At 51.4% G+C, this 19,710-nt stretch carries 21 protein-coding genes; 12 read left to right on the plus strand and 9 right to left on the minus strand.

Features of this window, described 5'->3' with window-relative positions; translation table 11 throughout:
• Positions 1-1,261: 1,261 nt before the first annotated feature.
• Positions 1,262-1,672 carry a type II toxin-antitoxin system HicB family antitoxin gene (locus OLM33_08050; protein MCW1713609.1) on the minus strand — a complete coding sequence of 137 codons (411 nt, stop codon included), beginning with the start codon at positions 1,670-1,672 and terminating at the stop codon, positions 1,262-1,264.
• A gap of 725 nt (positions 1,673-2,397) precedes the next feature.
• Here OLM33_08050 and OLM33_08055 point away from each other — a divergent pair.
• Both OLM33_08055 and OLM33_08060 read left to right on the plus strand, forming a co-directional pair.
• A complete protein-coding gene (locus OLM33_08055) occupies positions 2,398-2,658 on the plus strand; it encodes a type II toxin-antitoxin system RelB/DinJ family antitoxin (protein ID MCW1713610.1) in 261 nt (86 codons plus the stop codon).
• 197 nt (positions 2,659-2,855) lie between these two features.
• Entirely contained in the window at positions 2,856-3,632 is a 777-nt protein-coding gene (locus OLM33_08060; GenBank protein MCW1713611.1) for a plasmid pRiA4b ORF-3 family protein, read from the plus strand.
• A gap of 379 nt (positions 3,633-4,011) precedes the next feature.
• Here the strand turns inward: OLM33_08060 and OLM33_08065 are convergent, their stop codons facing one another.
• Complete coding sequence (locus tag OLM33_08065; protein ID MCW1713612.1) at positions 4,012-4,182, minus strand: hypothetical protein; 171 nt, start codon at positions 4,180-4,182, stop codon at positions 4,012-4,014.
• Positions 4,183-4,718: 536 nt separating this feature from the next.
• On the opposite strand from OLM33_08065, the gene OLM33_08070 reads away from it, so the two are divergent.
• Both OLM33_08070 and OLM33_08075 read left to right on the plus strand, forming a co-directional pair.
• Positions 4,719-5,258 (plus strand): hypothetical protein, encoded by a 540-nt coding sequence (locus OLM33_08070; protein ID MCW1713613.1) that lies wholly within the window; start codon positions 4,719-4,721, stop codon positions 5,256-5,258.
• A gap of 4 nt (positions 5,259-5,262) precedes the next feature.
• Entirely contained in the window at positions 5,263-5,535 is a 273-nt protein-coding gene (locus OLM33_08075) for a hypothetical protein (protein MCW1713614.1), read from the plus strand.
• A 377-nt stretch (positions 5,536-5,912) separates the two neighbouring features.
• Here OLM33_08075 and OLM33_08080 read toward each other — a convergent pair whose 3' ends face one another.
• Genes OLM33_08080 through OLM33_08090 form a run of 3 tightly spaced genes read right to left on the minus strand, consistent with a single transcriptional unit; the run spans position 5,913 to position 8,303 of the window.
• Positions 5,913-6,530, minus strand: coding sequence for a DUF4125 family protein (locus OLM33_08080; GenBank protein MCW1713615.1), 618 nt, complete (start codon positions 6,528-6,530; stop codon positions 5,913-5,915).
• Between the two features lie 2 nt (positions 6,531-6,532).
• Positions 6,533-7,450 carry a DUF4037 domain-containing protein gene (locus OLM33_08085; GenBank protein MCW1713616.1) on the minus strand — a complete coding sequence of 306 codons (918 nt, stop codon included), beginning with the start codon at positions 7,448-7,450 and terminating at the stop codon, positions 6,533-6,535.
• Positions 7,451-7,454: 4 nt separating this feature from the next.
• Positions 7,455-8,303 (minus strand): tetratricopeptide repeat protein, encoded by an 849-nt coding sequence (locus tag OLM33_08090; GenBank protein ID MCW1713617.1) that lies wholly within the window; start codon positions 8,301-8,303, stop codon positions 7,455-7,457.
• 484 nt (positions 8,304-8,787) lie between these two features.
• On the opposite strand from OLM33_08090, the gene OLM33_08095 reads away from it, so the two are divergent.
• Positions 8,788-9,594, plus strand: coding sequence for a mechanosensitive ion channel (locus OLM33_08095; GenBank protein ID MCW1713618.1), 807 nt, complete (start codon positions 8,788-8,790; stop codon positions 9,592-9,594).
• Between the two features lie 68 nt (positions 9,595-9,662).
• Here the strand turns inward: OLM33_08095 and OLM33_08100 are convergent, their stop codons facing one another.
• From OLM33_08100 to OLM33_08115, 4 genes are read right to left on the minus strand one after another with little or no spacing between them, the layout of a single operon-like run.
• Positions 9,663-10,181 carry a hypothetical protein gene (locus OLM33_08100; GenBank protein ID MCW1713619.1) on the minus strand — a complete coding sequence of 173 codons (519 nt, stop codon included), beginning with the start codon at positions 10,179-10,181 and terminating at the stop codon, positions 9,663-9,665.
• 3 nt (positions 10,182-10,184) lie between these two features.
• Positions 10,185-11,288, minus strand: a complete 1,104-nt coding sequence (locus tag OLM33_08105; GenBank protein ID MCW1713620.1) for an ABC transporter permease — start codon at positions 11,286-11,288, stop codon at positions 10,185-10,187.
• Entirely contained in the window at positions 11,288-12,334 is a 1,047-nt protein-coding gene (locus OLM33_08110; protein MCW1713621.1) for an ABC transporter permease, read from the minus strand. Before OLM33_08110 ends, OLM33_08105 begins: the two co-directional genes overlap by 1 nt.
• Positions 12,335-12,336: 2 nt before the next feature.
• Positions 12,337-13,968 carry a sugar ABC transporter ATP-binding protein gene (locus OLM33_08115; GenBank protein ID MCW1713622.1) on the minus strand — a complete coding sequence of 544 codons (1,632 nt, stop codon included), beginning with the start codon at positions 13,966-13,968 and terminating at the stop codon, positions 12,337-12,339.
• Between the two features lie 322 nt (positions 13,969-14,290).
• Between OLM33_08115 and OLM33_08120 the strand changes: the two genes are divergently transcribed.
• The 7 genes from OLM33_08120 to rimM all read left to right on the plus strand — a co-directional run bounded on the left by OLM33_08120 (position 14,291) and on the right by rimM (position 19,709).
• Positions 14,291-15,172, plus strand: a complete 882-nt coding sequence (locus OLM33_08120; GenBank protein ID MCW1713623.1) for an NAD(P)-dependent oxidoreductase — start codon at positions 14,291-14,293, stop codon at positions 15,170-15,172.
• Between the two features lie 149 nt (positions 15,173-15,321).
• The gene (locus OLM33_08125; protein MCW1713624.1) at positions 15,322-16,575 is read left to right on the plus strand and encodes a DUF3798 domain-containing protein; all 1,254 of its coding nucleotides are present in this window, start codon (positions 15,322-15,324) and stop codon (positions 16,573-16,575) included.
• A gap of 141 nt (positions 16,576-16,716) precedes the next feature.
• The gene (locus OLM33_08130) at positions 16,717-17,052 is read left to right on the plus strand and encodes a DNA-binding protein (protein ID MCW1713625.1); all 336 of its coding nucleotides are present in this window, start codon (positions 16,717-16,719) and stop codon (positions 17,050-17,052) included.
• A 10-nt stretch (positions 17,053-17,062) separates the two neighbouring features.
• A complete protein-coding gene (gene ffh, locus OLM33_08135; protein MCW1713626.1) occupies positions 17,063-18,442 on the plus strand; it encodes a signal recognition particle protein in 1,380 nt (459 codons plus the stop codon).
• 217 nt (positions 18,443-18,659) lie between these two features.
• A complete protein-coding gene (rpsP, locus tag OLM33_08140; GenBank protein MCW1713627.1) occupies positions 18,660-18,920 on the plus strand; it encodes a 30S ribosomal protein S16 in 261 nt (86 codons plus the stop codon).
• A gap of 14 nt (positions 18,921-18,934) precedes the next feature.
• A complete protein-coding gene (locus OLM33_08145; GenBank protein MCW1713628.1) occupies positions 18,935-19,180 on the plus strand; it encodes a KH domain-containing protein in 246 nt (81 codons plus the stop codon).
• Positions 19,164-19,709 carry a ribosome maturation factor RimM gene (gene rimM, locus OLM33_08150; protein MCW1713629.1) on the plus strand — a complete coding sequence of 182 codons (546 nt, stop codon included), beginning with the start codon at positions 19,164-19,166 and terminating at the stop codon, positions 19,707-19,709. The genes OLM33_08145 and rimM overlap by 17 nt, the downstream gene beginning before the upstream one ends.
• Position 19,710 lies beyond the last annotated feature (1 nt).

Raw genomic sequence — 19,710 nt, forward strand, 5'->3', positions numbered from 1 at the left:
TCTTCCGCAGGTAAACTCTGGGGATCTCATTTCTATCAAGATCCGAACTTAGAACTGTCCCGTGTTGCTTCTGAATTAGTTTTTTCAGCTTTTCAGGATGATCCACGATTATCACCTCTTTTACAAACGTACTTATATTATATATTATTTAAGTATACTTGTAAATTAATGTATCGAGGCATCACACAGCTATCAAGGATAATCTGCAGCAATGATCTCGGCCCTACACAATTCACAAATACTGAATTCCCGGTATCTTTTCAATATTTTTGCCGGTTAAACTTTTGCTTCCATATCCGCGTCGAATCTTATGTCTGCATGACTAAATCGCCGATCCTGCAAAACAGAAAGTACAGTCTCTCTTGTATCTTTCGTTTTTTTCCATCAGTTGCGATCATTTCTACTGAGGTACAAATTGTACCCAAGTTGACAATTAACTTTGACTGGTATCTTTTATTATTGAAAAGTAAAAGTATAAAGATTGCTGTTTTTACTGCGCTGTGAGTGATATTGATGTGAATAGTCTGAAGTTCGTGTGGTTGTTTCCATTTTGGAAATGACCACTTTTTTGTGTTTGGAATTTAGAGATATTGGTGGAAAAAGTTTAAATACTGCATTTCCAAGTGTAGCAAAAAGTTGTAAAAATCCAAAACCGTCCGGTTTAACCGGTACCGCCCTACAACAGGGCATCCGGTGCTCCGAGCAGCCTCACTGTAAAAGAAGATTACTTTTGAATAATGGGTGATGTCAAGAATGATCGAGGTGCCAGTCAATTTATCATGCCATGAAAATTAAGTCATAGAGCAGGCTCAGAACCAATGGTTCCCGGCTCAACTGCATACCGGGATGACGGGAGGGGCAAAGGCAGGCAGAGACTAAATTCTTTGGGAGTCGCTGGGTTGGGACAAAAAACAAAGAAACTCAAGGGGGCAGACCTACATAATTTACAGTAGGGGCAGGTGTATGGGGCCAGGCAAGCGATGTTTACAATTGTGGAGCTGCGACAAACATGTCGCGTGAAGCTGTGGTGAAGCAATAGTGAAGCGATCGTAAATGCTGGCGGAGGGTGCATCCGCCTAGGAATTCAGTCTTCAAGACTTATTGGTCAATTCTCCGGTAAATATTATTTTCGATTTTAGCTTTATCCGGTAATAAATATTACCGGTTGGGCCACTGGGTGTCGTAGATATTGATAGACAACAAAGGCGGGCAAGAAGAATCTCCGCCTGCCTTTGTCTTCGCTCTGTCGTTTAAATCTGCTTTATCTGTCCTGTATGCCCAGCGAAGCTTTGATGCCTGCCTGAAGGATCTGTGAGAAATTCAGTTTTTGTTTTTCTGCGAGTGAGTTCAGCCATACCGGTATTGTTACATTTTTCTTAACACTGCCCGACCGCTTTTCTTCCCTGTAAATGGGAAGCCAAACGTCTACCATAAAAACTGCATGACCGGGCTCCGTTTTGATATCTGATCCTTTTGATGGAGCAGGAATTGTGTCTCCGAGAGATTCGCACGCGGCGATGAAAACCCCAAGAACGTCTTTCGCCATATAAAGAGCTTCTTCCTGAGATTCTGCGCATGAGATACATCCCGGAAGGTCCGGAAAAGTGATCGTTATACCGTCTTCCGCATATTCAAAAATTGCCGGGTAAATAGCAAAGTCTTTTTTATTCATGTAAAAACACTCCTTTCTTAGCGGATTTCGTCTATTCCGGTCTGGCGTCTTATTGCCGCCAATGTTCCTTTAGGAATGTCTTTGCCTTTGTTGCTGGGGACTACCGTTCTTCCTTTAGTTACAGGATGGATAAAAACCATGTGGCTTCCGTTCCCCAGATCAGTTTCTATCCAACCGGCCTTCTTTAATATTTTGACGATTTCCTTTTTATTAATAATGTGCCCCTCCGCTCTGTCGGGATAAGTATATTTTACACTCCTTCCAGGGACATGTCAAACATAAATAATGAGTACGTATAAAAAATACAACTCAGAAATGACGAGCGGTCGTAATGCGGGCGAAGACTGCATACGCCGGGGAATTTACGAGGAATACGCTCGTGGTGAATTCGCGACCTGAGGACCCGGTCGCTGGAGAATTTGCTCGCTTCGCATCGCGGAGAATTGCCTGACTTAGTCAGGCGGGAACTGATTTTTAAAGATTTATGAGCCAATTCACCGCCGGATGGGTCTTCCGGCAAATTCACCGCAGCGCGAGCATCGCAATGCGTTGCAAATTCACCGCGGCATGAACAAAGCCGCAAATTCTCCATCCACGCCTCTGGCGAATTCTCCGCAGCGTTTCTCAGCTACAAATTCTCCGCGACTGACTATATGTACAAAAGTGCTATGGTTATGTCTCAAATGTAGCACAAAAATTCAAATTTATAAAAAGAGGGTGTTAACATGCCTGAGTCAACAATGCTCCGTTATAGGATCGATGAGGATCTAAAAGAAGAAGCTGAAGCGGTATTCAAAAGCATGGGGCTAAGCCCGCAGTCGGCGATCAAGCTTTTTTACAGGCAGACTGTGATCAGGAAGAAGCTTCCGTTCCAGCCGGTCGCTGAGGATCCCTTTTACAGTGAAGAGAACCAGAGGGTTCTGCTCGAATCTGTTAAGCAGCTGATAGAAGGAAAAGGCACGCCCCATGAGCTTATAGAGGCGTGATAAGGACAAGATATGGTCTTGATAGTCACTAATTAACGCAGCCGCCCTTAATGTGGCGGCTCTGTTGTAAGCGTTCGGCGGATAAAGTCAGGCAAATTCTACGGTAATAAATATTTGACGGTTTCGTTGATTACAACAATAATTGCACTATCTGATATATATTCGGGCAACTGAACTCTGATCGGAGGTTTGATGTCATGTCACAACATTATGTTTACAGCTTCTATGCGGAACTCAGGGATCACAAGCCAAAGATTTGGCGGCGCTTTGAGATCAACGGTGAAAAGACAATGGCAGAACTTGGATACGCCATCATGTTGATGTTTGAAATGCAGGCAAGCCACTTATTCTGCTTCAGAGAAAATTCAAAAGAAAACTTCCTCACTTATCTCAGGGCGGTTTACCCTGATGAAGAAAAATTCAACTCATTTGTTGAAAAGATCCAGATCGATGAAATGGAAGAATTTGTTAAAAACATCCGTTACGAACTGCCGAACGAAAACATGTTTGTTTCGGATGATGAACGCTTGTTTGAGGCCAATAAGGTAAAGCTGAGTAATGTGACAGATCGTCCGGGATGGAAAGCCATGTTTGAATATGACTATGGTGACGGCTGGGAAATAGACCTGACCCTTGAAAAATGCGAAAAACAGGAGGTATCTCTGGCACTTTTACCCCGCGTACTTGAGGGTGAAGGCTTTGGCATTATTGAGGATGTAGGCGGAGTCGGAGGACTTGAAAATCTTGCGAAGGTCCTCAAAAAGGGTAAGGGCGAAGAGTACGAGGAATTCTGCGAGTGGCTCGACTCTGACAGTCTTGACCTGGAGGCATTCGATATCGAAGACATGAATTTCCGCCTGAAAAAACTCATCCGAGTTTACAGGGAATCTTATGAATACCATTACGAACCCACCCAAAAATCGCTTAGTCTCCTTTTAAGAGAGTACAAGGGCAAAGGATCAAGGGGATATTGATCGAGGATAACGGCAGGCCGGGAGGGTCATCCGGCCTGGCAAGCGATAGGCAAGCATTGGCAAGCGGTCGGTCTCAGGACATGGCTAAACAATAGCGATAGCTAAGCAGTTGCTGAGCACTCGCTAAGCGATCGTAGGACCCAAGGTCAGGATCGGGGAATTTACGAGGAATACGCTCGTGGTAAATTTGCAACGCTTTGCGATGCTCGCGTTGCGGAGAATTAGCCCGTAAGTCTTTAGGAATTAGTTCCCGCCTGACTAAGTCAGGCAATTCACCGCGATGCGAAACGAGCAAATTCTCCAGCGACCGGGTCTTCAGGTCGCGAATTCTCCGCAGCGTTTCTCAGCTGCAAATTCACTGCGGTTTGAAAAACCGCGGCTATTTCGGGGTTTTCTTCTTATAGAGGTAAAGAAACAAGGCTGTGAACGAGAGGAGCATCAAGCCGGTCATGTAGGGTGCGGGCATTTGAACTGAGACCTGTCCCCTTGCCTTGAAGCTGAAAGGTGTTTTGCCGGGGGTGCCTATGCTCAGGCTTTTTGTGCTTTTCATTACATTCCCTCCTAAAAAGTCCGTCCGTGCGGATAAGTGGCCCGGTGCTCTGTTCGTCTATTATATACTTTTCTTTTCCCGGGTGGGCCGGTAGGGTGCGGGCGGAGAGTGCATCTGTCGGGCGATCGGCAAGCAGTTGTCAGAACCAGAGACCCAAGCCTTTTATCGTCTTCCCGGTATGCCTCTGAGCCGGGATCTATTGTTTTTTTTGTCCAACGCCTTTGACTTCGTTCGTTATGGAGACATTCAGAGAAAAAAGAGAGAAAATTAAAACTAAAACCTGGATCCCGGCTCAAAGGCATACCGGGACGACGGGGATTTTAGGTTATTTTTAGATCCTACAACATCTTCCCGCCGGCTGTGCCGGCTTTTCTCGGCGATAAAATCGCCACTTCCCGCGTCGAGCATCGAGACGCACTTCCCCGTCTTACCCCATTGATTTCCAATAGATTCGCGATCGACTCCCGGGCGGGCACGTCCTTGTCCGCCCAAGCCTTACCCTGCTGTATAATGTAAGGCATGAGAGGTGTATGCCAATGAATCTTAAGGATATTTCGGCCCGGAATTTTAGCGACATTGAAAAGAAGATCTTTTTTCTTGCATGGCTCAATGAGCAGATAAAGGTGACGAAAAGTGTTGTCTTTCCGATCCTTGTCGGAGGGAGCGCGGTCCAGCTGTATACGGGAGGCAATTATGCCTCTGTGGATATGGACATTGTCCTTGATGACATTTCAACAGTCATTGGCATACTGGAAGCAAATGGTTTCTCAAAGATAGGGAAACAGTACTACTCAAAAGAATATGACCTTCTTGTGGAATTCGTCAGCGGGCCTGCCCCCGGCAAGATCAACAGGCTTAAATACGGCGAACAGTTTGTCCTCGTTACGTCTCTCGAAGAGATAATCATTGACAGGCTGAATGCCGCAAAATGGTGGAATGTTCCAAAGGATCTTGAATGGGTCCGGGTAATGATCTCAAGCAACAATATAATAAAGCTTGATATGGAATATCTCCGAAAAAGAGCTGCCGAGGAAGATATCGAAGATTTCCTCGAAAAGGCTTTTGAGTTGAGGTAGAATTATGGATAAAGACCTGATCAATGAGATAGATTTCAATGATATAAAACTTTCTTCGGAAGACAAGATAAAGCTTCCCGGGCGCCGGGTGCTTTCAAGCAGGCCTTGGAGCGAAGAGCAGCTGCATGTGTTTATCGAACGGCAGAAACACGTGCCTGAGATCCTTGCCAAAATGGGTATAGAAATTGTCGATTCGGTCTCCTATGAGCAGCTAAAGCAAGAATGGACCCGGGGAGATTTAAGTTCCCTGTTTCCGGAGAAGGATCGCGGCGTCTGAAGCCGCGGGGAATTTGCCGGAAGACCCATCCGGCGGTGAATTGAGACTTTAAATAAGAATTTAAAACCACCGTCTTCCCCGAATGCCTCAATCGGGGATCCAGCGGTTTGGGTTTTAGGGTCCTTAAGTCCTGTGATAGAGTTAATTCAGAGACACTGGCCCCCCGATTGGAGCACTCGAGGGAGACGATAAAAAAACGGAAAGACGATGTTTTTGAACCTCCGCGGCCTTTGGCCGCAATTCTCCGCGATGCAAAGCAAGCAAATTCCCAGCAGCGTTTCTCAGCTGCAAATTCACCGGCGGATGTAATCCCTATCAGCCTTTACGACTGCTTGCCTATCGCCTATCGCCGCCGGGCGGGCACGCCCCTGCCCGCCCTATCCCCTCTTCGCGAGGATAGCCTCCGCCTCTTCCAGGCCCTTGAAGCCTCTCAGCCTCAGGCCGTATTCAACTACTGTTTCGGGGTAGCTTCTGCCTTCTTTTTTAAAGGTGTCAAGATTCACCTCAAAGAGTTCGAGGGTCTTTTGCGAGTAGGTCCAGAGCTCGCCCAGTTCGTAGGTCTCTATTGAGGTCCACCCGGCGGCGGATTCTTCGGATGTCTTTAGAGGACGGCCGCGGCCGGATACTCTTGGATATTTCGCGCGGAAGGTCTCGTTCTGCGGGATCAGCCGGTCGACTATCCGGCGGACAGCATCTTTTTTCTCCTGTGAGACGGGCGGAAGACGGCGGGCTGTCTCACGGTTGCCTTCCGGATCACTGATGCACATCATGTAGCCGTATTTCTCGGTGAGGGGGTTGCGCCCCTCTTCCCCGGCCCGGACGAGGTCTGCCTTCCAGCTTTCAAGGAGCGGCTCGGGCCATGCCATGTACTGGCTGCGGCGCATTTTGCTGAAGGTCTCCCAATTGTCCTGGCAGGAAGCGCGTCCGCCTTCGTTTTCGACCTTGTCGAAGAATTCCCATTCCATCCGTATGATGCTCTCGATGATGTTTTCCATTCTTATCCCACCGATACTCCGAGTTTTTTGAGATAGTCGCTCCCTATCCGCTTCATTATCTCTTCTGCCTGTGGCACAAGGAAGGATTCACTGATGGAGGAGAGACCGTCATCCCGAAGGGTAACTCTGATGCGGCCGCAGATCGATTCAATGATCTCCTGCCGGTCAGCCTCAGAAGACGAATAGAGGAGGTCGAGCTCCCGAACGGCCTCCACAAGGCGAGGCAGGGCACGAGCGCTTCTGAAGGCCCATTTGTAGTAGGGAATGTAGCGTTTGTTTAGGAGATGTATTGCAGAAAGGGCGGCGCGGACGAATTCATCAAGCGCCAGCATGGCGGCAGGGCCGTCATCGCGCTTGATGATCCTTCCGTAGTTGTACTGCCCGGCCTGCCCCATGACGAATACTCGCGCGGCAAGCTTTTTTAAGAGCACGTCCTTTGGGTAACATGGAAGAAGACCTTTGCGGATCCTTGTGAATTCTCCAAGGTCGTCGTAAAAAACTTCCCCGCTTGTGACTGCGGCAAGGAAGTGCTCCGGTATGCGGAACCATGAAACGTCGTTTGGCGGGACATCAGGGCATCCGGTGAACTGTGCATAGAAACGGCTTATTTGGATCACTCCGATGCGGGGCGAACCCTGTGGCGTTGTATTGCGGGAAAAACCCATGAATTCATTTGGAAGGGAGTCGTAGAGCTTCTGCAGTTCCGGCCCAAACGCTGAGAAGTCCTCGTCCGTAAGCCAGAGGCAGCAGCCCGGGCCGAAGTCGTGATCCCGCGAGATCTCATCATCGTAGCCGAGGCAGTCGGATCCCTGCCCCGCAAGCCCGGCGGCCACACGGCAGGACCGTTCGCCGAACCGCTCCGCTATCGCCGGAGCGGCGCACTCTCTGTAAAATTTTCGGCTGAGTTCAAGCCCCTGCAAGGCACTACCTCCGCTCAAGCGCGATGTCGGCAAGGTGCTGCCAGCGTTCTGCCTCTTCCCCGTTCCCTGCAGCTTCGAGGGCCTTAGCGCAGTTCCTGCAGGCGCGGGCGTAGTATGGGTTTTGTCCGAATCGTTTTTCGATGTTTTCAGCAGCTCTTCTGTAATATCCCGCTGCCTCGGCATAATTGCCGAGCATGTACTCAAGCTGCCCCCGCGTAGCAAGCATGCTGTCCGCATGAGGGTCTCCTGGAAGCGAAGCAAAGAGCTCCTCTGACTTTTTGAGATTCTCCCCTGCTTCTTCCAAATTTTTCTGGGCCATCAGGCATATCGCGAGGTTGGCATGACAGGTGGCGGTCTCGGACTCCACTTTTTTCATATTCTCAAGCAGTGCAAGCGACTTTGTAAAATATTCACCCGCCGTCTTCACGTCGTTTACGCGCAGCAGGGACTGGGCCATGTTGTTGTATAACCCGGCATACCGGTAGTCGTCCTCGGGGAGCTGCCAGTCGTATATCTTCTCCACCCGGTCATAAAGCTCGAGTGCCTCTTTAGCCTCTCCGAAGGCGGTCTTGGCTGTGGCATAGTTGAGAAGCGTGGTAGCGTGCCCGATGCTTCCCTCCATTTTACAGGTAGCGATGAGGGCGAGCGCCGCCTCTGCGGCCGCATAGCTCTTTTCCTTCTCTCCGGCAACTCGCCAGAAGCCCTCGAGTTCGTTGAATATGGTTATGGCGGAGGTGCTGTAACCCTCTTCACCGCACTGGGCCGCCTTCTTTTCAAGGTATCCGGCGGCAGCCCGCAGCTCTCCCTTTGCGATCATTTCATCGTATTTCAGAAGTATTTTCTCAATGTCCATTTGTCCCATCCCTTTCATGCGGATGTCAGGCTCTTTGAAATCTGCCGACCATACGTTATATCGAAATATAGGGTTGTATTCGTGATTATAACATTGGGGGCGGAGAACAGGTCAGACGGCAAGCAGTTGGCAAGCAATGGGCAGTTGATTTCAGGACATGGCTAAGCAATCGTATATACAGTCAAACGATCGTCAAACGTTGTCAAACAGTAGTCAAACTATCGTAAGAGCGAAGAAACCAGGTCCTAATAATCGCTTGTGTTGCGGTGAATTGGCCCTTAAGTCTTTAGGAATCAGTTCCCGCCTGACTAAGTCAGGCAATTCTCCGCGATGCGAAGCGAGCAAATTCTCCAGCGAACATGATTCTTAGTTCGCGAATTCTCCGCGGCTTCTGGAGCCGCAAATTCCCCGACGGCTCGTTTCCGCGGCCCTTCCTTATGTTAAAATGAACAAAACATTGCAGCCTGAAAGGATGGCCTTCTGAATGGACCTTGATTTTACTGCCGTGACGCAGTTCTTTGGGAAACTAACTCTCTCTACGCTCCTGCCCGCCCTTATATACCTTATCGGCGGACTGATAATATCGAAGCTTATCCTCTCGTTCCTCGATAGGGCACTGAACCGGTCCAACGTCGATGTGACCCTGAAAAGCTTCTTCCATACTGCGGTAAGGCTGGTGCTGCATTTCATCATCTTCATGGTGGTGGCCGGTGCGCTCGGGATCCAGGTCACATCACTTGTGGCAATACTGAGCGTTGCTGGACTTGCAATTTCGCTGTCGATACAGAACCTGCTCTCGAATGTCCTTTCGGGGCTGATGCTGCTTTCGATAAAGCCCTTCAAGGTAGGCGATTACGTTGAAGTCGGAGGCACAGGCGGAACTGTAAAAGAGATAGGCTTCGTACACACAAAAATGCTGACCATTGAAAACATAATGATTTATATCCCGAACAGTGACGTTTCAAGCAGCAAGATCACCAACTACAGCACTGAAGACAAGCGCAGGTTCAACCTTAAGATCAACGTCTCATACGAATGCCCGCCGGAAAAGGTGCGAAAGGTCCTGCTGGACTATATATCTGCCCATCCGCAGGTCGACAGGGATCCCGCTCCTTTTGTCGCCGTGAGCGACTACAAGGAGAGCTCCATCGAATACGTTGTGAGGGCCTGGGCGGACAACAGCATATTCTGGGACGTCTACTGGGACCTTTTCAACGGACTGGATGATCTGTTCAGGAAGAACGGCATAGCTTTTACATATCCCAATCTCAACGTCCACGTCAAACAGTGATCCCTCAGATGGAAAAAGGCCGCCTTCGAAGGGCGGCCTTTTTTATGTCTCTTTGCTGTTGAAACAGTTCAGTCTGAGAGCGAAGGGGCCTCCATTTCCGCCCCGGGGGCTCCTTCTGTCTCCGTCGTCTCCGTAGCCGGTGATGTTTCGGGTGCAGGAGCCGGAGCCTGGACCATGGTCCCGGGCAGGGGAAGATATACATCCTGTGCTTTTTCCGCAACTGCCGGGATCGATATCATCAAAGAGGAGGTCTTTCCGAAGTTGAAGACTCTTTCCTCAGTTTTGATGACCCTGTCCGCAACTTTATCAACTATCTCCACTTTTATCGTATGCCTGGGACCGGTGACCTTGACCAGGGTCCTCTCTTTGGCATTGAGTACCGTCGGTTTCGACGCATCGCCGTTGATGGTTATCCTGACAAGCTCCGCGGCCTCATAAGTTTGTCCGCCGATCTCGGCCGTTTTGTTGTCGAGAAGGATCTCGTGCTGCTTTCCGTAATAATAGAGGAGGAAACATAAAACGACGAGCAGGGCCAAAAGGACAAGCCTTATCACCAGTCTCTTCTTATTGACGGATCCGTTGTTCATGGCCTACTCCTCCCCCCGCAGGCTCCTGCGGGCCTCCGCTTTTGCCCTCATCCTTCTCCATGCGTGGAGGACGAGCGCAAGCGCGATTATCCCGTAGGAAACGAATACCCTGAAGTACTCGCCAAGCTGGGCCTGTCCGATGAGCTCCTTGCCCGCCATCGGAGATACTACGAACATGAGGTGGAAGAGGATGACCCCGACAAAGACGTTCGTGATCGTGGCCCTGCTGACCGAGGCTCCGCCGATGAGGATGGCGGCGATGGCGAACATGCCTGCCTGCTCGTGGCTGTTGTATGTGTTCATGGTGCCGATGTTCTGAAGGAATATTATCTGTCCGTAGCAGGCAAGGATCGTCGAGATGAGTATCGCGATTATCCTCGTCCTTTCGACGGGTATGCCCGCCTCCTCGGCGACCTTCATGTCCTGTCCGAGCGCCCTCATGTCCTGTCCGATCTTCGTCTTCCTGAACCAGACTATGAAGAGGCAGAACATACCTATGAAAATGAACGTCGCAAGCGGTATGTCGATGCCGGAGATCCTGAAGGGGATCAGGTTGTCAAGTACGTGCCTGACCCCGGTAAGGTTAATGGCGTTCCTGATGCCGTACCCCCTCGAAAGGACAAGCTGCGGGTTGGTTATCGGGATGACCCTGCCCATCGTATAGAGGACTATCAGCTGGTAGACTCCGTTGACGAAGAATCCCAGGATGTACGATGTGACCATCTCCCTGCCCTTGGCCTTGTTGAGCACGGCTCCGCATATGTACCCGAGGACGACCGCTATCGGGGTCCCGATCAGTGCTGCGAGTGCCATCCCGTAGACGCCGGTCACTGCCCAGTCCGTCACGAATATCAGGCCGATCTGCCCGGCCATGGCGCCGAGCACCATTCCGAAGTTCAGCCCCATTCCCGCCAGTATAGGTATAAGGAGGGAGAGGACGAGGAAGGAGTTCCTTGCAAGCCTTGTCAGCATCTCCTGTATCAGGTAGCTCGCCGAGAAGCCGGAGATGGGTATCGCTATCACTGAGAGCCCGATGAAGATTATGGGGACGGCGTTGTTGGCAAGTATATTTTTGAGGCTCATCGAGCCTTTGTTTTTGTCCGCCATTATCTCTTCACCATCACTTTCCTGGTGAGGGCGTACAGGATCATTCCGTTGCTGACTATGATCCTTATGACCTCAGACATGTCTGTCTGCATGACGCTGTTGATCACCGAGGGCGTCATCGTGAGTATACCCTGGAAGAGGAACGTACCGACGAGGACGTTCATCATCGAGGCCTTGTTGACCGAAGCTCCGCCGAGGAGTATCGCGGCGACCGCCGGGAAGGCCATGTAGAATGGGCCCATATAGAGCTGGACGAAACCGAAGCTCTGCTCGTATACGAGTATCCCTATGGCGCCCAGTGCTGTTGAGAGGATCACCGAGATCGTGCGCATTTTGTCTACGTCGATCCCGGATGCCCTTGCAAATTCAGGGTTGGAGCCAACTGCCGTTATGGCAGTGCCTGTTTTTGTCCGGAAGAATCCCCAGACCAGGAAGACCATAAACCCGAAGAAGAGGTACATCCCTATCGGGACGTAGAAGAACTGTCCTATCTGTATGTGGAGATGCTTGCTGAGCGCATTGAGCCAGAAGCCCTCGACGCTTATCGTGGTCCTGAGCCCGGAGCCTCCGTAGCCCCATATCATCGTCGGGCTGGTGTAAGGAAGGAGGAGCCACGCCATGCACATGAGAGCAACGGATGAGAAACCAACGTAGGTGGCTATCATCATCTCGTCTCCCTTGACCCTGTTCAGCAGCTGTCCGTACATCCAGCCGAAAACCACAGCAAGCGGGACCGCTATCACCATCGCGATGAGGAAGCCAATGCTTCCCTTAACGCCTATCTGGATGGAGGTCACGGCTCCTAGAAGTCCCGCGATTATCCCGAGCGGAAGTCCGAAGTTGAGTCCGCATCCCGACTGGACCATCGGGACCATCGCAAGGACTAGCACCCCGTTCATCCCGACCCGCACCAGGGTGTCGGAGAGCGATGCGTCCAGGCGGACCCCCACGAAGGGAGCCGCTATGAAGAGCGAGAGCAGGAAGAGCCCTATTATTATCCTGGGCCATCCCGCGTTTTCAATGAACAACTGCAGTTTTTCTTTCATGATCAGCACCTGCCGTTCCCTGCGGAGACAGGTTCGATGAGCCCTTCCCCGACGTGTCCGAGCATAAGGAGCCCAAACTCTTCTGCCGGAGAATTTGCCGGCAGTATGCCCGAGACCCTTCCCTCGTTGATGATCGCTATCCTGTCGCATGTACACCTGAGTTCTTCGAGTTCCGAAGAAGTCATTATTATTGTCGTCCCTGTTTCTTCGTTGACTCTCCTAAGCGTGTCAAGAACGAGTTTTTTAGCTCCGACATCTATTCCGCGCGTAGGTTCCGAGACAAAGAGTATCTCAGGCGCAACTGCGAAGGCCTTTGCAAGACATACCTTCTGCTGGTTTCCTCCGGAGAGTTCGACCGCCCTCTGTTTAGGTCCCGTGCAACGGATCTCCAGCGCCTTAATGAAATCTTCCGTGCATTTTGTAACTGCCTTGTCATCGCGCCACTTGACCAGCCCGCCGAGGAGTTTTGTGATGAACTTCTCCTGGACCTGCATCGCCGTGAAGGTAATGTTCCAGTCTATGCCCTCCTCAAGGAGCAGCCCCACTCCCCTCCGGTCCTCGGATACGAAAGCCATTCCCTCGTTGAGGGAGGCGCTGGGATCGTTGAGCTTTATCTCCTTGTCCCTTACAAAGACCTTGCCTCCGGAAATATAGAGGCCCATTATCCCGTTTGAAATGCCAACCTTGCCCTGGCCTGCAAGTCCTCCGAGGCCGAATATCTCGCCCCGGCGGACTTCTATGGAAACATCTCTCACTGTCTCACCGGGCATGTCCACCCATAGGTGCTCTGTTCTGAGGATGACATCTCCGCACTTTCTCTCTTTTTCTTCGTCTGCACATGGTTCACCTGAAATCTGTCTGCCGACCATCCAGCTCGCGATCTGCCTTACACTCGTCTCCTCCGTCTTGGCCTCCTGGATGACTCTTCCGTCCCTCAGAACGACAAGCTTGTCGCATAGGTCGATGATCTCCTGGAGCCTGTGGGAGATGAATATTATGGAAATGCCCTGGGCAGCAAGCTTCTTTAGGGCATCTATCAGCACCGTAGCCTCCGATTCGGCAAGGACTGCCGTCGGCTCGTCGAGGACGAGGAGCCTTGTCTTCTGCCTGTCTATCTCCCGCGCTATCTCTGTGAACTGTTTGTGTCCGACGGGCATTTCGCTGATGAGGGTGTCGTGGGCAAGTGCCACTCCGAGGGTATCTATGGCCCTTTCAGCCCTTTTCTGCATGTCCTGCCTGTCAAGTGTCTTGAACCTGTCTCCGAAGACCTCCACAAGCGGGTTGTATTTCATTGATTCCCTGTTAAGGAGGATGTTCTCTGTAGCAGTGAATCCCGGTATAAGTGAAAATTCCTGGTGGACCATCCCTATCCCCGCTTCAAGCGCGTCAAAGGGGTCCCTGAACGATTTCTCTTCCCCGTCGATCAATATCTTCCCTTCGTATCCGCCGGTCTCCTGGATCACCGACATGCCGAAGAGGATGTTCATCAGGGTCGATTTGCCTGCTCCGTTTTCACCGACCAGGCCCATTATTTCTCCCGGCATCAGTGAAAAACTGACATCTGAGAGGACTCTGTTTCCGAAGAATTCTTTGCCGATGTTCTCCATCTTCAGGAGTGGTACTCCTTCGGGCATCCGCTTCACCTCATTTTCTTAACACTAAATAAACATTTGCTTCTATATATAACAGAAAAGCCTTTTTCTAACAACATTATCCAAGAGTGCATCTCTGATATGGGACAGAAAAGAGTACTCAGGTCATTATAGTACTTACAGGTCACAAATATAAACTTATACGGGATATTGGTTACTTGAATTGTACGCCTAACCGGCAGCGACCGTCAATTTTTATACTATGTGTGGAATATAAACATGTAAGGTAGTATCATAATAAAGGGTCTAAGCTGCAGATCCCGCCGGATCAACCACTTTTTTGAAGAAATCGGAGCGGATCATAATGAGGGACAAAACGATTTTAGGATTCATCGGGACCGGGGTAATGGGATCGAGCATGGCGGGCCACCTGCTTGCGGCCGGCAACGAGGTCCATGTCTACAACAGGACGAAGACCAAGTCCGATAAACTTGTCGAAGCGGGAGCAGTCTGGGAGGACTCCCCCGCAGCAGTGGCAGCGAAATGCAATGTCATTTTCACGATAGTCGGATATCCGAAGGACGTCGAGGAAATATACCTCGGCAAAAAGGGGCTGATCGAGTCCGCTGCGGAAGGTTCGCTTTTGGTGGACATGACGACCTCCAGCCCGAAACTGGCGGCCGGGATATGGGAAGCCGGCAGGAAGAGGGGCATATCCGTACTGGACGCCCCCGTAACGGGAGGCGACAGGGGGGCAAGAGAGGCAAAGCTCACCATCCTTGCAGGCGGAGAAAAGGAAGACTTCGAACGCGCCCTCCCCTACTTCAGACTGATGGGGACAAACATAAAACACATGGGTAAGGCCGGGTGCGGACAGTACACTAAGCTGGTGAACCAGATCACCCTTGCGGGAACTATGACGGGAATGTGCGAAGGGCTGGCCTTCGCAAAGGGCTGCGGCCTGGACCGGAGAGAGGTCCTTGAAGCGATATCAGGAGGGGCCGCGGGCAGCTGGAGCCTCACGAACTACGGCCCCAGGATACTGGACTGCGACTTTGACCCTGGATTTTTCGTAAAACATTACATAAAGGACATGAAACTTGCCGAGGAGGCAGCCGATGAAATAGGACTGGACCTGCCCGCCCTCACCCTGACAAGGGAACTGTACGAGGAGATTTCGGAAGGGGGGCTTGGAGAAGCGGGTACCCAGTCATTATACTGCCTCTATGATCCGGAGGAAGAATGACAGTGTAAAGCTGTGATCAATTGACATCACAGTGAACTGATTATAGAATTCAGTTTATAGAATTCAGCGGGTCCTGCTGCGGCAGGACAAAACGGTTTCCATAGGGCGGCAAAAGTACTTTGTTCAATCATTTCAAGGAGGATGAGTTCATGTCAAAGAAAACTTTGATGATCATCGGTGTAGTTGTTGTGCTCGCGCTGGGCTTCTTCATGATCCAGTCGGCGCAGAAACCTGCAGAGCAGGCACAGGAACCGGCAAAGCAGGAAGCGGCAAAGGCAGCGTTCCACATTGGCATAGTCACAGGTACGGTCTCCCAGAGCGAAGATGACCTTCGCGGAGCTGAGCTCGCCATCCAGAAGTACGGCGATGTATCCACCGGCGGAATGATCAAGCATCTTACCTATCCCGACAACTTCATGTCAGAGATGGAGACGACGATCGCCCAGATCGCGGGACTTGCAGACGACCCCGATATGAAGGTCGTGGTAGTCAACCAGGCGATTCCCGGAACTGCTGAAGGTTTCCGCCGCATCAAGGAAAAACGCCCTGACATACTCTGCTTCGCGGGCGAAGCCCACGAAGACCCGAACGTTATCTCATCTGTCGCAGACCTTACGATCAACGCAGATTTCGTCTCCCGCGGCTATCTGATCATCCACACAGCCAAGGAACTCGGATGCGACACATTCGTCCACATATCCTTCCCCCGTCACATGAGCTACGAAACACTCGGAAGGCGCCGCCTCATCATGGAGCAGGCCTGCAAAGACCTCGGCATGAAGTTTGTATTTGAGACAGCTCCCGACCCGACCAGCGATGTAGGCGTGGCGGGCGCGCAGCAGTTCATCCTTGAAAAGACACCGGCATGGGTAAGCAAGTACGGAAAGAACACCGCGTTTTTCTGCACGAACGACGCCCACACAGAACCGCTTCTCAAGCAGCTTGCCGCAAACGGCGGATTCTTCATCGAAGCCGACCTTCCCTCACCCCTTATGGGTTATCCGGGAGCATTCGGCATCGACCTTGCAGCTGAAGCAGGAAACTGGCCGGTCATCCTTGAAAAGGTCGAAAAGGCAGTTTCTGATGCAGGCGCGGCGGGCCGCATGGGGACATGGGCCTTCTCGTACGGCTACACCAACAGCGTTGCACTTGCAGAGTTCGGCAAGAGGATAGTTGAAGGAACAGCGAAGCTTGACAGCAAGGACGACCTGATGGCCTGCTACGGCGAGTACACGCCGGGAGCCAAGTGGAACGGGAACTACTATACAGACCTCGGTACGGGCGTGACAAGCAAAAACCATCTGCTTGTCTATCAGGATACCTACATCTTCGGCAAGGGATTCATGAACGCCGCATCTGTCGAGGTCCCTGAGAAATACGGACAGATAAAGATGACGAAGTAATTTAGCCGCAATACGGAAGGAGCCCTTCGGGGCTCCTTTTTTTATTCGCAGAGAGAACCTCATGCCTGTCAAGTAATTTTACTTGACAGGCATGAGGCTGCTGAGTATAATTCTCTGGTTCAAGGAAGCAGGAGGGATATTTTGCAGGATACGGATCCGCTTTTTCAGCGCATAAGGGACGGACATCTGCTTGATCTCTACGGATCTCTGATAACAGAGAAACAGAGGCTCGCCTGCGAAATGGTCCTTCTCGGGGACCTCTCGCTGGCTGAGGCGGCCGAATCGCTGAAAGTCTCCAGACAGGGAGTCCACGATCTCATAACAAGGGCAAGAGAGCACATGGAAAACGCGGAAAATGCTCTCGGCCTGCTTGATAAAGAGAGCAAACTCGAAGAGGTCCGGCGTATGCTTGATGAAGCCAGGGACCGGCTGCCGGAAGACTTCTACAGGAATATGAAAAAATTGCTGGAAGCGTAAGGGGAAAATAATGTTTGATTCATTAAAGGAACGGTTTGAAAACATCTTCGCCGGGCTGAGAGGGAAAGGCAAGCTCACTCCGGAAGACATAAACGAGGCTCTGAGAGAGGTCCGACGGGCACTGCTCGAAGCGGACGTAAACTACAAGGTCGTAAAGGACGTTGTCGAAGCCATAAAGGTCAGGGCGACTGGAAGGACGGTGTTGGATTCCGTTACCCCGGCGCAGCTGATATTCACGATAGTATACGAGGAACTGGTCAGGATAATGGGCGAAGCTCCGGTCCCGCTCGCAATATCGCCCAAGCCCCCGACGATCTACATGATGGTCGGTCTTCAGGGATCCGGAAAGACGACGACAGCGGTAAAGATCGCCAAGAGGATGGCGAAGAGCCATAAGCCTCTCGTAGTTGCGTGCGACCTCCGTCGACCGGCGGCCGTGGACCAGCTGAGAGTGCTCGCCGAAAAATCAAATATCCACTTTTGGGGACCTGAGCCCGGAGAGACAGATCCAGTAAGGGTTGCGTCCAGATCCCGCAAATACGCGGAGGACCATCTCTGCGACATGATCATCCTGGACACCGCAGGACGCCTCCAGATGGACGACGAGCTGATGACCGAGCTCGAAACGATGAAAGCTGCGGTGCCCCCCACCGAGATACTGCTCGTGGTCGATTCCATGACAGGCCAGGAGGCCGTAAACGTAGCTGAGACATTCCACAGGCGCCTCGGCCTGACCGGTGTCGTACTTACCAAGCTTGACGGCGACGCAAGGGGAGGTCCTGCTCTGGCAGTCCGTGCCAGCACCGGCGTACCGATAAAACTCGCGGGCTGCGGCGAGAAGACCGAGGACCTGGAGGTCTTCGACGCCAAACGCATTGCACAGCGCATCATTGGGATGGGCGACATCGAGGGACTCCTTGAAAAGGTACAGTCCGCGACCTCAGAGGCTGACATAAACAGGATGACGGAGAGCCTGAAAAAAAACAGGTTCACCATGGAGGACATGCTTCTCCAGCTTCAGCAGATACAGAAGATGGGACCACTCGAAAAGGTGCTGGAAATGCTCCCGATCCCGGGAGGAAGCAAGGCTCTCAAGGATGCGAACATAGACCCGAAAAGGATGAAGCAGACTGAGGCGATCATCCTCTCGATGACGATCAGGGAGCGACGGAACCCGGAGATCATAAAGGGAAGCCGCCGCAGAAGGATAGCCGAGGGTTCAGGCACTACAGTCCAGATGGTCAACCAGGTCCTGGCGCAGTTCGAACAGATGAAGAGCATGATGAAGGGCATAGGCAAGATGGCCGCCGGCGGCAAAGGCTTTAAGATGCCCCCCGGCATGGGCGGAATGGGCGGCTTCGGCAGAGGCCGGAGGGGATTTTTTAAGTAAGAGCCGCCTGTAAGGGCGGGCAAGCAGTAGTTTTTAGGACATGGCTAAGCAATAGCTCAGCCGTCTTTGCACAATCTACAAACGAGCTTTTTATCGGGTTTCCGATTTCAAAAAGATAACTTTGGGTTTCTCAGTCATTTGATTTTCACCCATATAACGTACAGGAAGTGAAAATCAAATCACCGAGGAACCCTACAAACAGGAGGTGTTTGCGCAAATGGCAGTTCGTATCCGTCTTTCCCGTCACGGGAAAAAGAAGGCTCCTTTCTATCGCCTGGTGGTAGCCGATTCTCATTCTCCAAGAGACGGCCGCTTCATAGAGATACTCGGGACCTACAATCCTCTGACAGATCCTGCAGAGGTAAAAGTGGACGTAGAGCGTGCGGCTTTTTGGCTGAAGAACGGGGCTTCCCCTTCCGACACAGCCAAGATACTGCTCAAAAAGGCCGGGGTCTTTGATGCTCCGGCAGCAGAATAGGGCGGTCGATAGTTATGCCTGATTACATTGAACTGGTAGACCTGATAGTTCGCAGGCTTGTAACAAAACCTGACGAGGTCAAGATCAGAGAAGATCGGAGCGACTCCGGAGCCATCCTGCTGACCATACGGGTGGCCGAGGACGACATAGGCAGGGTAATTGGCAAGAAGGGATCCACCATCAACGCCATCCGCCACGTAGCCAAGGCCGCGTCGGTCAAATCCGGTGAAAAGGTCGATGTAGATGTCGAAGAAGAGTGAGGCACGGCCGGAAGAAAGGGTGGCCATCGGCAAGATAGTCGGGGTACACGGAGTCGGCGGAACTATGCTGATACTCCCCCTGACCGATCATCCCGAACGTTTTTTCAAAATGAAAAAACTCACCCTGGAAAAACCGGGCGTACCGAACCGGACTGTCAGTGTCAAAAAAATAGTTCCATATGAGGGCAAGGATACTTTATTCCTTCAGATCTCAGATGTCACTGACAGGACCGCGGCTGAAGCTTTCAAGGGAAGCGTCATTACGGTATCGAAAGATGAACGCACAGAGCTTTCCGAAGATGAATACTGGATCGACGATATCATAGGCATCAGGGTGCTTGACACCGCCTCAGAAAAGGAACTCGGGATCCTTGAAGAAGTGATCCGGACCGGAAGCAACGATGTCTATCTTGTAAGGACGGCGGAGGGACAGCTGAAACCCATCCCCGCTCTTGCAGAAGCAATAAGAAGTGTGGACACCGAAGCGGGCATAATGCTGGTGACCGTACCGGAGGGCCTCTGGGACTGAG

Source organism: Synergistaceae bacterium DZ-S4 (genome assembly GCA_025943965.1).
Taxonomy (GTDB): Bacteria; Synergistota; Synergistia; order Synergistales; family Synergistaceae; genus Caenicola; species Caenicola nitritireducens.

What these genes read in the sequence shown, in the direction of transcription:
- OLM33_08095 (MCW1713618.1), top strand. Translation starts at nt 8,788, where the DNA reads ATGGACCTTGATTTTACTGCCGTGACGCAGTTCTTTGGGAAACTAACT.
- OLM33_08115 (MCW1713622.1), bottom strand. Translation starts at nt 13,968, where the DNA reads ATGCCCGAAGGAGTACCACTCCTGAAGATGGAGAACATCGGCAAAGAA.
- OLM33_08050 (MCW1713609.1), bottom strand. Translation starts at nt 1,672, where the DNA reads ATGAATAAAAAAGACTTTGCTATTTACCCGGCAATTTTTGAATATGCG.
- OLM33_08110 (MCW1713621.1), bottom strand. Translation starts at nt 12,334, where the DNA reads ATGAAAGAAAAACTGCAGTTGTTCATTGAAAACGCGGGATGGCCCAGG.
- OLM33_08120 (MCW1713623.1), top strand. Translation starts at nt 14,291, where the DNA reads ATGAGGGACAAAACGATTTTAGGATTCATCGGGACCGGGGTAATGGGA.
- OLM33_08125 (MCW1713624.1), top strand. Translation starts at nt 15,322, where the DNA reads ATGTCAAAGAAAACTTTGATGATCATCGGTGTAGTTGTTGTGCTCGCG.
- OLM33_08100 (MCW1713619.1), bottom strand. Translation starts at nt 10,181, where the DNA reads ATGAACAACGGATCCGTCAATAAGAAGAGACTGGTGATAAGGCTTGTC.
- OLM33_08060 (MCW1713611.1), top strand. Translation starts at nt 2,856, where the DNA reads ATGTCACAACATTATGTTTACAGCTTCTATGCGGAACTCAGGGATCAC.
- rpsP (MCW1713627.1), top strand. Translation starts at nt 18,660, where the DNA reads ATGGCAGTTCGTATCCGTCTTTCCCGTCACGGGAAAAAGAAGGCTCCT.
- OLM33_08055 (MCW1713610.1), top strand. Translation starts at nt 2,398, where the DNA reads ATGCCTGAGTCAACAATGCTCCGTTATAGGATCGATGAGGATCTAAAA.
- OLM33_08090 (MCW1713617.1), bottom strand. Translation starts at nt 8,303, where the DNA reads ATGGACATTGAGAAAATACTTCTGAAATACGATGAAATGATCGCAAAG.
- OLM33_08065 (MCW1713612.1), bottom strand. Translation starts at nt 4,182, where the DNA reads ATGAAAAGCACAAAAAGCCTGAGCATAGGCACCCCCGGCAAAACACCT.
- OLM33_08145 (MCW1713628.1), top strand. Translation starts at nt 18,935, where the DNA reads ATGCCTGATTACATTGAACTGGTAGACCTGATAGTTCGCAGGCTTGTA.
- OLM33_08075 (MCW1713614.1), top strand. Translation starts at nt 5,263, where the DNA reads ATGGATAAAGACCTGATCAATGAGATAGATTTCAATGATATAAAACTT.
- OLM33_08105 (MCW1713620.1), bottom strand. Translation starts at nt 11,288, where the DNA reads ATGGCGGACAAAAACAAAGGCTCGATGAGCCTCAAAAATATACTTGCC.
- rimM (MCW1713629.1), top strand. Translation starts at nt 19,164, where the DNA reads ATGTCGAAGAAGAGTGAGGCACGGCCGGAAGAAAGGGTGGCCATCGGC.
- OLM33_08070 (MCW1713613.1), top strand. Translation starts at nt 4,719, where the DNA reads ATGAATCTTAAGGATATTTCGGCCCGGAATTTTAGCGACATTGAAAAG.
- OLM33_08080 (MCW1713615.1), bottom strand. Translation starts at nt 6,530, where the DNA reads ATGGAAAACATCATCGAGAGCATCATACGGATGGAATGGGAATTCTTC.
- ffh (MCW1713626.1), top strand. Translation starts at nt 17,063, where the DNA reads ATGTTTGATTCATTAAAGGAACGGTTTGAAAACATCTTCGCCGGGCTG.